9 protein-coding genes are annotated in these 11318 nt (G+C 68.2%); 2 read left to right on the top strand and 7 right to left on the bottom strand.

Annotation, left to right across the window (positions count from 1 at the left end; translation table 11 throughout):
• Nucleotides 1–21 precede the first annotated feature (21 nt).
• The 6 genes from ACFW9Z_RS25790 to ACFW9Z_RS25765 form a co-directional block, all read right to left on the bottom strand.
• A complete protein-coding gene (locus ACFW9Z_RS25790) occupies nt 22–150 on the bottom strand; it encodes a hypothetical protein (protein ID WP_384644876.1) in 129 nt (42 codons plus the stop codon).
• Complete coding sequence (locus ACFW9Z_RS25785) at nt 140–595, bottom strand: Crp/Fnr family transcriptional regulator (protein WP_384644974.1); 456 nt, start codon at nt 593–595, stop codon at nt 140–142. Before ACFW9Z_RS25785 ends, ACFW9Z_RS25790 begins: the two co-directional genes overlap by 11 nt.
• Nucleotides 596–786: 191 nt before the next feature.
• Nucleotides 787–2952, bottom strand: a complete 2166-nt coding sequence (locus ACFW9Z_RS25780; protein WP_384644874.1) for a hypothetical protein — start codon at nt 2950–2952, stop codon at nt 787–789.
• Between the two features lie 786 nt (nt 2953–3738).
• Complete coding sequence (locus ACFW9Z_RS25775) at nt 3739–4161, bottom strand: PIN domain nuclease (protein WP_384644872.1); 423 nt, start codon at nt 4159–4161, stop codon at nt 3739–3741.
• On the bottom strand, nt 4158–4373 hold the full coding sequence (locus tag ACFW9Z_RS25770) for a type II toxin-antitoxin system VapB family antitoxin (RefSeq protein ID WP_384644870.1): 216 nt from the start codon (nt 4371–4373) through the stop codon (nt 4158–4160). The genes ACFW9Z_RS25775 and ACFW9Z_RS25770 overlap by 4 nt, the downstream gene beginning before the upstream one ends.
• 105 nt (nt 4374–4478) lie before the next feature.
• Nucleotides 4479–6920: a helicase-associated domain-containing protein gene (locus ACFW9Z_RS25765; RefSeq protein ID WP_384644868.1), complete on the bottom strand. Its 2442-nt coding sequence runs from the start codon at nt 6918–6920 to the stop codon at nt 4479–4481.
• 857 nt (nt 6921–7777) lie between these two features.
• On the opposite strand from ACFW9Z_RS25765, the gene ACFW9Z_RS25760 reads away from it, so the two are divergent.
• Complete coding sequence (locus ACFW9Z_RS25760; protein ID WP_384644866.1) at nt 7778–8602, top strand: hypothetical protein; 825 nt, start codon at nt 7778–7780, stop codon at nt 8600–8602.
• 194 nt (nt 8603–8796) lie between these two features.
• A complete protein-coding gene (locus tag ACFW9Z_RS25755; RefSeq protein WP_384644864.1) occupies nt 8797–9639 on the top strand; it encodes a PE-PGRS family protein in 843 nt (280 codons plus the stop codon).
• Here ACFW9Z_RS25755 and ACFW9Z_RS25750 read toward each other — a convergent pair.
• Complete coding sequence (locus ACFW9Z_RS25750) at nt 9569–11230, bottom strand: PE-PGRS family protein (RefSeq protein WP_384644862.1); 1662 nt, start codon at nt 11228–11230, stop codon at nt 9569–9571. The genes ACFW9Z_RS25755 and ACFW9Z_RS25750 overlap by 71 nt on opposite strands.
• Between the last annotated feature and the right edge of the window lie 88 nt (nt 11231–11318).

Below are 11318 nucleotides of genomic sequence, written 5' to 3'. Positions count from 1 at the left end.
CCGCCCACAACCCGGGCAGGCTCACACCGCCGTGGCCGCCCAGTCCCGCAGCGTCCGCATGTCCTTGATGACGATCACCCTGCGAGCCGTCTCCACCGCACCGGACTCCCTCAGCCGCTGCAGCCCGGTGATGACCGCGTTACGGGTCACCCCCGTGGCCTGCGCGATCTCCTCCTGGCTCAGGCCGGTCAGCCGTATGCCGTCCGCCCCGGCCCCGGGGGGAGGTGAGTTCGGCCAGTCGCAGAAGTACGCGTGCGAGCCGGACGACCAACGGAAGCGTCAGCAGCTCGGTGCGGTGTGCGTCGGACTCCCGTAGCCGGTGGAGGGCCTCACGCATCAGCTCCATGACGAGCCCCCGCTCCTCGACGAACCGCCGGAACCGCTGGGCCTCCAGCACGACCGCCGTACAGGGCGTGAGCGCGACCACTTCCGCCGTACGCGGTGTGCCGTTGAAGACGGAGACCTCACCCAGCAGGTCGCCCGGCCCGCGGAAGGCCAGCCAGGTCATGACCCCGCCCGGTGCCCGGTACACGACCTTGGCGAGGCCGTCGGTGAGGGCGAGCAGATACGTCCCCTCGGAACCCTGCCTGAGCATCACGCTCCGTTCGCGGAACGTACGGGACGCCCCCTGATCCCGTAACGCACGCCATACCTCGTCCGACAGCATCCGTCCCCCGACCGCGAAGCCCACTTGGCTCCACGAGTTCTACGTCGGCCGGGCTGCTCCTGCGGCGAGTCGGTCGACCTTGTCCGATAACGACCGCTCGACGGAACGCGTCCGGTCGTTCATCCACGGCCGTGGGCCTGCAGGTACTTCTTGACGAGGCTCTCCGGCAGCCTGCCCCGTTCGTTGACGGCGAGCCCCTGGCTCTTGGCCCAAGCCCGCACCAGAGACGGTGTGATGCCGGCGGATGGCACCTGTTGGCGCGGCACCGGTACGTGCTCCGACTGCTCAGGGGCCGGTCGTGCCGGGGGAGCGGGCGGTCCCTCGCCGCTGTGGTCTCCGGTCGGCCTCTGCCCGCCGGCCGACTCGACAGCGGTGGCCAGCGCACGCAGACGGGCGGCGATCAGAGAGGGCGGCGCCGTGATGACGTGCTCACCGCCCTTTCGTTCCACCCCGGCAAGGAAGGGCGCCTCCAGGAAGGCCAGAGCAGTCTCGATCTCGCTCCTGTCCAGAGGGGTTTCAAGAGTCCCCTTGGTTTCTCGCCAGATGTCGCTGACGCCCAGTGCTCCGGTGGTGTACTCGATGTCGACGGGATCGTTGCCGCTCTTCCACAGGGTGTCCAGCACCAGGCTCAGGGCTTTCTGCTTCCGTTCCGCCGCCCGCCAGGTGAGCGCCAGTGCGTCGGCTTCCCCGAATGTCACCAGCGCGGCGATCTCACGCGGCGCGAGCGGCGTACGGCCATGCCGCAGGAGGGCATTGGCAAGATCTCGTGCGGTGAGCAGCGCTACTTTCTCCCTCGTCGCTTCCTGAACGAGCGAGGCATCGAACCGGGGGCCGACCAGCACCGTGCTCTGCGCCTTGTGGCGTTCACGGTGTTTGCCCAGCTTCCCGAACTTGACGTCCCCATCGGTCACCAGACCAGCGCCGTCCGTCTTGGCTTCCACCGCGACGCGGAGCCGATTGGTCGGTGACTGCCACAGCCCGATCACCACGTCGGTCTTACTGGGCCCGCTACCTGTCTCGACGTCGACGCCAAGGGCGCGGAAGGCAGCAGCAACAGCCCGCTCGAAGCGTTTGTAGTCAGGGCTGTCGTTTGCGGCTTGGACCACTTCGGTAGCCAACAGGCGCAAGCGGTGATGCCCGTTATCGGCCGTGGCACGTGCCACGGCGCCGGAATCTTCCGGAGCGACTTGGTCGGTGCTTTCCGAGTTGCTGGAATCCACGCCCTTGAGCAGTGGCAACGTGTGGACCAGCGCGGTCCCCAACTCCGTTCTCCGGACGGCGAGTCCGATACGTTCGGCGAGGCCGGTCTCGATGAACAGCGCGAGGCGGCGTGTGACGTCTTCCCGGGTGAGCTCCATGTGGGGGTATCGCTCCGCGAGAACACGGAAGAGTGTGGCCGAGTGCGTCTCGTCCTCCAGCGCGTCGAGGGTCTCCCCCAGCAGAGCGACGTTGAGGTGCAGCAGACGGATGAAGTCCAGGGGCTCGTCGGACGCCAGGCAACTGGTGGCGTGCTCCGTCGCCGCGAACGTATCGGTGCCTACCTGGACCAGGAGACCGAGCGAACGCAACGTTCCGAGCGTTTGCTCGGCGGAAGATTCCAGGACGCCGAATTCCTCGGTGCAGAAGGCCATGAAGTCAGATCGCGTGATTTCTGGTACGGCCGCGTTGACGAGGCGGGCCAGTACTTCCACCCGTACGCCACCCGCGATGTAGCCCAGTGGACGCTTCCGGGACCGCAGCGCGGCCTGATCGATGTCTGCCAATCCGGTGGCCAACGGGGCAGGCGGCAGGGGTAGCTCAATGGGCTGTGTGGTTGTCCGGCGGCGGTGCGGAAGCTGATCGAGGGAAACGAGGTCCACGCGCTCCAGGAACTGCCGTCCGCGTTCCGTGGGGACGATCTTGCCGTTGGTCCAGTAGTCGACGAGCCCGGCTGCGCGCAGCCAGTACACACGTCGGCGGACCTGGTCGAGAGAGCTCCACGTCAGGCCGTACTTCTTCGCCGCGATCTCATTCAACTCGTTGTGCGCGATGCCACCTCCCAGTTCGGCGAGCACCTCGCCGATGAACCTGACGTTGGCGTGCAGAACGGCGATGAGATAGAGGTCGTCCCCGGAGTCGAGGAAGTGCCTGGCCTCGTGGGTGAGTACCAGGCGGGTCGGGCGCCCTTCGCGTCTCACCAGCCCGCAGGAGCCGAGCGCATGCACCGCATCCCGCAAGGGAAGCGACCTGTCGGCGTCGGGCCAGGTGAACGGGCGATCGATCGCTCCGTCCTCCGCGATGTCCATGAGGAGGACGCGGAGGTTCCTGATGATCTCGAACTGGCTGCCAGGAACGTGTGGTGAGGCTCCGGCTCGTGTCGGCCATGAGCGTGGTGCCGGGAACTCTTCAGGGTCCAGCTGCTGCGTTGGCCTCATGGATTCTCCTGGTGATCGAAACGCTCTGTGGCTGGATGAGTCTCGATATGGTGACACTAGGGAGTCGCCTGGATCCTTTAAGTGACTGTCTACGGCGTTTCGCGGGTCGCCTGGCCATCTGCGGGGAGAATCGACTCAAGATCTGTTCGCGAGCTGGTCCGGCGCCGACGTGGCGTGACTCGCCACCGAGGGGTCTGCCGCCACCTCGACGGCTCGGTTGTCCGAATGCGTGGCCGGCTGCTGGTCGGGACTCACGCGGCGTCGATTGCGATCGCATGTGCCGTGTGGCGGACCCGTTGAGGACCATGTCCTGCGGAACGCGACGAGGAGGAGCGCTCCGGATCTACGCGCGCTGGGCCGTTCTCGACGGGCGGCAGCCGGGAACGGCAACCACCAACGTCGAAGGGCCCCACCGCGAACGGTGGGGCCCTTCGACGTATTGCCCGGTGAGAGCAATGGCGGAGGATACGAGATTCGAACTCGTGAGGGGTCGCCCCCAACACGCTTTCCACATGTCCGTACGGGTGTCCGGCGGGGGTCATACCCGTCCTGACCTGCGGCGGAGCGTTCGGGGTGGCCCCGCCCGGACGGCCCCGGACGGGGGTGGATGAGACCAGAAGTGAGACTGCGAACAGAGAAAGCTTGGCGTCTTCCTGCCTACTTGCCGGTGTCCGGTCCGTACCACTGAAGGGCCTGGCCGGTGACCGCCGCGATGCATTCGAAGTCGCGGTCGCAGTGCAGGAGCGTCAGCCCCTGCAGTTCCGCCGTAGAGGCCACGACCAGATCCACGGCTCCGGCGCTGCGGTGCTGTCCTCGCTTGGTGAGCGCTTCCTGTACCTGCCAGGCGCGGTCGTAGGCGCGGTCATCGACCGGCACCCATCCGAACAGCAGACGCATGTCCTCGATGCCTTGGGCGCGGTCTGCCGCGGAGCGGGCGCTGTAGAAGAATTCGAGCTCCGTGATCGGGCACGTCGCGATGAGTCCGGCGGCGGCTGCCTGGTCCCAGCCGAACTGCTCGGCGTCGGTGAGCATGAAGCGTGCCAGGGCGCTGGTGTCGATCAGGAACTGTGCGGCGTTCACCGACGGTAGTGCCCCTTCTCCTGGAAGAGCTCCAGGTCGAAGGCTCCGTCGGCGGAGGCTGCGCGCAGCCGGGCGAGTGCGAGCGCCCTCCGCCGGTTTTCCAGTACTTCGCGCAGCGCGGTGTTGACTGTCTCCTTCTTGGTACTGGTGCCGAGCGCTCGGGCGACATCGGCCAGCAGCTCGTCGTCGAGGTCGATCACGGTTCGACTCATGGGGCATCCCTCCTGATATCACCTATGCCATCGAATATATCTCGATGGATGGCAGGTGTCCCGGATTCCGTCGGGGAGTGATGCCGCCGCTCCTCGGCGTGGGCGTTACGCCCGGTCGTCTGCCCACGCCGGCATGACGCCGTGGATACGGGAGAGGGTAAAGACACGCTCGGCGTCCCGAAGGTGACACCACGCTTCCAGGTAGGGCGGGTCGAGTTCGAGGCGGCCGAGGGTGCGCACGGTGCGGTTGCCCGAGGCGGCGACGTACTCGACGGTGATGGCGGTGCCCGTGTCGATGGCGTGGGCCAGCTGGCGGATGTCGGTGTACGTCAGATGCTTTGCGTATCCGGTGACGATCTCCTCGGTGTCCGTGCCGAGGAGAACCCCGGTGCCGAATGGATCGGGCTCCGGAACGGTCGGCGGGGTGACCAGCAACCGGACCGCCAGCGCGGACGGATCGACTGCGGCAGGCGCCTCCGCCGTTCGGCGTGCTGAGCGTCCGGTGCCGGCCTTGGTGGTGGCTTTCCGAGGGGCCGGAGCGGCGGCGGCCCGTCGAGACGGCGCCTTCTCGATGCGTACGGTTCCGTCCGCGGCTTCGGCGACGGGCGCATAGCCCTGGCTCCGGAGTGAGGCGAGGGTCTTGTCGGGCGAGCTGCCGCTGACGAGCACCGTCGGGGCGAGCTGCCGCAGCCCGAGTGCGGCGAGTGCCCGGTGGGCGGCGAGCTCGGCCAGGAGCGCGGGTTCGTCGCTGTGGATGACGCATGCGGCGGGGGCGATGCGCATGCGGCCGTGACGGCGGGCGGCGTCGGCGACGAGATAGGACAAGGGCTGCGGCAGGGGCCCGTCGGCGACGGCGGCCAGCTCGGCCGAGATCTCGTCCGGAGTGCGACCGGTGTCCAGGGCGCGGCGGACGCTGTCACCGCTGAACCGCCATACCGAGGCCGTGCCACTGCTCTCCCGGTCGGCGGCCGAATCCAGGAGCTCGGCCAGGCACACGGAGGGCGTGCCGGTGACGACGGCGGTGAGGTCGCCGCCGAACCGGGCTGTTCTCGTGGCCTCCGGCAGCAGCTGCCGACATGCGACGGCCAGTTTCTCCCGGTCACCGGTCGCCAGGGCCGCACCGATCCGGGAGAGGGCGCCTCGGGCGATGACGCCCGTCAGCTCGGCCTCGCGGACCGCTGTGGCGAAGGGCGTCTCGTCCTGGAACGACGGATGGGCGAGCGGACGGTGCCAGGCCACGAGCGGACCCAGATCGGTGCCGACCCGCACACCCTGGCCCTCCGGAAGCGCTGCCGCCGCTGCGAGCAGCCCGCGCCGGGCCTGCAGGCAGGCGCCGCAGCGAGGGGCCCCGGCCACGGCGGCAAGCGACTTGTTGTCCTCGTCGCGGGACTGCGAAGGAGTGAGCTGCAGGTTCCACCATGCATGAAGCAGGTCGGCGAACTGCGCTGCAGGTTCCTGCACCGCCCAGGTGTCGTATACCGCGGTGGGTGCGATGCGGTCGCCGTCGGCGCCCAGCAAACCGACCGAGTAGGCGACCTCCAGGGTGATGCGTACCACCGCGTCGTCGGCCTGCGCGGCCTTGCCGATCCGCCCCAGTTCACGCGCGCCGATCCCGCCGGACTTCAGCCGGACCGGTGGAGCCGCCGAGCAGGCCGACAGGACCGAGGCGGCGTGGATCGCGAAGGCCGTGGCAGCTGCGGTCGCCTCCCGTTCCACCTCCACCGCGGTGACGGGCACCAGCTCCGCCACGGGCGGTACGGGATCGAACGGCGCACTCCAGCCCGGCCCGCGCAGCGCGAGTGTCACTTCGGCGGGTATGCGGCCCGGCCCGTATCCGTGGAGGTCGCGGATCAGGAATCCCCTGTCCAGGGCCCATCGCTCACCCAGCGGGACATTGGCCATGGGAGCTCCGAACACGACGAATTCCGTGTCCTGTGGTGCGGACTTCGCCCGTCGCTCCAGCAGTTGCCGGGTGGCCGAAGGGGCCTTCGCGATCACCGCGGCGACGCGCTGTGGATCGCTATGGTGTTCCAGGACGGCGGCCGTGCGCTGCCGCCTGGTGCCGGGCGGCTTGATGCCCAGCGCCACGAGCATGCCGCGCAGCTCCTCGGAGGTCACGCCTTCCAGCAGCTCCCCCAACGGTGCGTCCAGCCCGAGGGGCGCGTCCCACGCCTGCCGCAAGGGGGCGACCATGCGGAGGTTCCCGTCGCCGTCCGACCAGACCAGTGCGCGATCGGCCAGAGCCTCCAGAACGGCGTTCAGTTCCCGAGAGGCGGTGGGTGCCGTTGCTCCCAGTGCCTTCGCCAGGGCGCCGCGTGACAGGGGAGCTCCCAAGGCGGCCAGGGTCTCGGCCACTTGGAGGCAGGGCAGCGGTAGCTGTGGCAGGACGAGCGCCACCGAGCCTGGCCGCAGAAGACGTTCCGCCAACTCCTCCATGGAACGTGGCTCCGGTGACGCCACGGCGTCCTTCCGTATCCCGAGTACGCGCGACAGTCGTGGGGCGTCGAGGCCGGCCAGCCAGGCTGTCAGCGTGGACCGGGACGTCATGGGGAACACCTCGCGAGGTCGGGGAACACGGCTTCGCTCGGGGCGGCCCCGAGCGAAGCCAAGAATCGCGCATTCGACGGGTCCACCGTCGTCATCCGGTGGGGAGTTCACCCGCAGAGGGCGCTTGTCGACGGGGATGGAGTGCGGGCGATCCTGGCACACCGCGCGAGATGTCGCGAGTACCCGAGATAAACGAGACTGGAACTGAGACCAGGAAATACCGAAGAACCCGGCCGCTGAAGCGGTCCGGGTTCTTCGTTTCGCCTGGTCAGGCGGCTGCGGAGGATATGAGATTCGAACTCGTGAGGGGTTGCCCCCAACGCGCTTTCCACATGTTCGTACGGGGGTCCCGCGGGGGTCGGGGGCATCCTGACCTGCGGCGGGAGCGTTCGGGGTGGCCTTGTCTGGATGGGGCCGGACGGGGGCGAATGAGACCAGAACTGAGACCACGAAGCTGGGTCGCCTGTCAGGGCGGCAGCGCGATCCCGTCGCTGGTCACGGGCCTGCGGTGGCCAGATCGACGGTACTCGGCTCGCACAGGGCTTCGTACCGACAGTGAGGCGTTGGTGAACCTCCCCGGGGCATAGGGATTGGTGATGGGGCTGAGCCCTTGATGTTCCGGAGGGGAGAACGTGTCGGAAGCCGAGTTCGGGGCGCTCATCTTTGCTGCTTGGACATTGTCGCTGTGGGCCCTGACCATGACGGCAACATCGCAGCGCCGACGTAACAGAACGCTCTTGGAACGGATCTGCTGGGCTCACGCGCGGGCATACGCAAGACGCCGTCGCGCTCACCTGGTGCGCCAGGTCCGCGACAGCTCCTTGGCAACGAGTCCAGACCGTCCGACGCTGGACTACTTGCAGCGCGAAGACGTCCTGTATCAGGCGTCCCGGAGGGCACTCGCTCTCAAGAGGGTCGTCCCCGTCGCGATGTCCGTTTCAGCGGGTGGTGCCCTTGCAGCAACCATCCAACGCACAAGCTGGCATGTCTGGCGCGACGCCGTCGCCCTGGGGGCCATGGTGACGCCTATGTTGATCACTGCTGTGATCGCCTCGCTCGTCACGAACCAGGGCATGCAACGGTGGACAACCGAGGCGGTGACGGTCACGGTACGTAGGGCCTATGAGGCACTCCTCCAGCCTTTGGAGGTAACGGGGAAGGAGCCCCCGACGGCATCGCCCTTCAACTCTCCGCACGTTGCGGCAGTCCAAGCGTTGGAAGACTTCGCCATCGCGCTGGAGAGGTATGCCGTGCAACGTGCGCTTCCTGACGGCCGCAACCCCATGCCTCAGGTTGTGGCCCGGTTCGCTACAGCTGCTGCCTTCGTGCGTGAGCTTCGGGACGGGGTTGAGCTTGATCGGATCGACGGTGCGAAGCGTGCTCTGCTCGAAGTGGAGCGAATCCTGAAAGTGCTCGCCAGCGGCCGACTGCAAGATCTCGCACCTGGGAACGTATCCGCCGACGGGCTGTTGCACAGCCACCGCGAGCGCAGAGCGTGGCGGCAGCAGGTGCTGCGGGGATCTGCGTTCACCTTGTGTCTCGCCGGCATCGTCTTTGCCTTGGCTTCGTCAGCTGTGGGCGTCGCCCTGGCCACGGCTGCCGCGGCGGGGCTAGTGGTCACCTGGGACAAGATCCTTCGTCTTTCCACCAGCTCGGACGCGAATAGGCCAGCGAGCACCTGACCGCTGATGGTCGACTCAGATCGGGACGTGTGGACGCTGAGCACACGCCGGGAAGATTCAACGCGTCGCTCGACCGCAGATGACAGAGGCATTGGCCCCGGATCGCCCCTGAAGAAACCTTCCTGGCGCTCAGTTCCGTGCTGGTTTCGGCGATCGCCGGGCAAGGAGATCAGCGGACCTGGCTCAATGGACAGATGGAGATTGGTGAGCACTGGGCCTACCGGGCGAGGCCGAAGGAGCTGGGCGGCCCGGTTCGTCGGGTCGAGGTCGTACGGGTAGGCGGTCGCGGCCGGGCTGACTGGCTCCACGTGCGGTTCCTCGACGGTGACGACGCCGGACTGCAGGAGTGGGTCGACGCGACGTCCCTCGTGGCGCGCTGGGAGCACGTCGAGGCGTTCCGTGCGGACGACGCGAGCGAGCTCGCTCTGGCCGAGGCGTCGCGGCATGTACGGGGGAGTGCCGACTTCGAGGCCGCACGGTTGATCCTCGGGTTCGTCCGCCCGAAGAGCAAGCTGCGGCTGCGGCGCAGTGTCGCGGACGCAGGGATCCTGGAGATGGGCAGTCTCGACGGCAGCGCTCCCCTTGTCGGCATGGATCCCGCGGAGCTGCGAGGCGATCCGATGGTCTACGAGAACCGCCACGGCAGGTGTCTGGCAGGGTGGCCGGTCACCGAGCGCATCGCACGCCTCGTGGCCGGCCGTCTTGCCGAGGACATCCTTCCGGAGGTGGACCGTAGGCAGCAGGCCATCGATCAGGAGCGCACGCAGTCCTCCTGGTACTCCTACAGCCGCCGGGACGACCGCAAGCTGGACGCGGAGGCGGCCGTCCTGCGGACCGTCCGGGAGTGGTGTGGTCAGGACAAGGCCGAGCGGTACGACGAGCTGGTCGCCCTGCGCGAGGAGGTTGTCCGGCTCGGGAAGCTCGTGGAGAAGTCGGTGAAGGCCCTACGTGACCGCGGGCACGGCGTCATCGCCTCCACCATTGAGCGCGACCTTGGGGTCCATATCTCCAGCCTTGGTCCAGACGTTCGTCGGTGAAGCCGCGCCACCGCTCTGGCTCCGGCTCGGGCGGTTCGGCCTCCGCCTTGGGCTCTTCCTGCTTCGGAGGCTTCTCCTTCTCCGGCCGCTGCGGGTGCCAGCCGTCGAGGAAGGGCCTTAGCTGGTCGTCCGTGGGTTCCGCGTGGAGGCTGTGGCCGGTCAGGCTCCTGCCGGCCACGGTCGGGTCGAGCCGGTCTGCCTCCGCCTTCCCCCACGCTGACCACTCGCGAAGCCGCTCGGCTTCGTGGGCGTCGTCCGAGGTGGAGGCGGCCTCGTCGAGCGCGGCGCAGAAGGCCCGCATCTCCCCTGCGGCCCGCCACTGCGCCAGGGCGGTGCCGAACCGGTCGACCCGTACGGCGTCCACTGCCTTGACCGTCGCGACGCTGACCGCCGCTTCCCAATCTCGCCGCGTGCGCTCCTTCTTCTCCGCCTTCCGCCTGCGGTGCTCCTCTTCTTCCTGGACCTCTCGCAGGCGGCGTTCCTCCTCCTGACGCTCCTGCTCCTCACGCTGACGCTGTTGTTCCGCCTCTCGCGCCAGCCGGGCCTGCTCCTCTTCCTCCGCGCGGGCCTTCAGCGCTCGGAGGACGGAGTCGATCTGGTCCTCCAACGGCTTCTTGGCGGTGTCGGACCATTCCTTCGTCCAGCCGTGGCGGTAGCCGTAGCTGTACGCCGATTGCTGGGCGACCTGCAACTCCAGCTCGCCGGACGGTTCGAGCCGGTGGGCCGGGGTGACCCGCTGCCATTCGTACGTCCGCCGACCCGGCTGTGTGGGCACGTATCGGACCTGCTTCTGCCGTTCCTTGAAGCTGATCTCGTACGTTCTGCCGTGGACTGTGAGCAGCGGCCTTACCTGCCTGCGCTTCTTCGACACCGCGATATCGCCGTGCCGCGCGAGGGCCTGCTCGGCGAGGAGCCGAAGGAGGGTAAGCACCCGTGGGAGTACCTCGTCCGAGATCTCGAAGGCGCTGTGGTCCGCGGTGACCGCAGCGATCACGTCCTCGACGTCGGTGATCACGCGGCTGCGGGCCAGGCGGATCCGGTTCCACTCGGTGTCGTCCTCGCCCGTCACCCGCAGCAGGCCGAGGAAGAAGTCTCCCTTCGCTCGCCCGCTGTACTTCAGGTGGAAGCCGTCCGGGGCACACTGCCGAGCGGCGTCGAATGCCCGGCGATAGCGGGCTCGCTCTTCGGCACTTGGATCGGGGATCCGAAGGAATCGGCCGGCCTTCTGCACCTCCGCGATCAAGGCCGCGCCGACTTCCGCCGGTGACTGGCGTGGCGGCTTCGCAGGGCGCGCTGGCCCCGGCTTTGCCTCAGCAGGCGGGGGCGTCACCCGCTGACGGAGAGGTGCCGTGGTCTCCGGCTTCGGCTTGGCGGCTGCCGGTCGTTGCTTGCGCGGGGATGGCTCGGGCCGATCCGGGTGGTGGCCGTGTTCCAGGTAGAAGCGACCGTCATCGGTGATCTCGGCCTGCCACCTCCCACCGTGCTTGGGCATGGTGACGAGACCCCGACTCTTGAGAGCACGGGCGGTGACGGCGAGTTCCGGGCTCCCGGAGGTAACGGGATCCGTTCCCGCTTCGATCCGGGTGAGCATGGCTAACTGTCGATCGTTGAGCGGCGACCATCGGTACATGGTGACCGTCGTACCGGCCCCACCGAGCGCTCACAAGCGGAACGCCGAC

Source organism: Streptomyces sp. NPDC059452, assembly GCF_042750035.1.
Lineage (GTDB): Bacteria > Actinomycetota > Actinomycetes > Streptomycetales > Streptomycetaceae > Streptomyces.
This window is presented reverse-complemented; position numbering and strand designations above follow the sequence as displayed.

What these genes read in the sequence shown, in the direction of transcription:
- ACFW9Z_RS25785 (WP_384644974.1), bottom strand. Translation starts at nt 595, where the DNA reads ATGCTCAGGCAGGGTTCCGAGGGGACGTATCTGCTCGCCCTCACCGAC.
- ACFW9Z_RS25780 (WP_384644874.1), bottom strand. Translation starts at nt 2,952, where the DNA reads ATGGACATCGCGGAGGACGGAGCGATCGATCGCCCGTTCACCTGGCCC.
- ACFW9Z_RS25770 (WP_384644870.1), bottom strand. Translation starts at nt 4,373, where the DNA reads ATGAGTCGAACCGTGATCGACCTCGACGACGAGCTGCTGGCCGATGTC.
- ACFW9Z_RS25765 (WP_384644868.1), bottom strand. Translation starts at nt 6,920, where the DNA reads ATGACGTCCCGGTCCACGCTGACAGCCTGGCTGGCCGGCCTCGACGCC.
- ACFW9Z_RS25755 (WP_384644864.1), top strand. Translation starts at nt 8,797, where the DNA reads ATGGAGATTGGTGAGCACTGGGCCTACCGGGCGAGGCCGAAGGAGCTG.
- ACFW9Z_RS25750 (WP_384644862.1), bottom strand. Translation starts at nt 11,230, where the DNA reads ATGCTCACCCGGATCGAAGCGGGAACGGATCCCGTTACCTCCGGGAGC.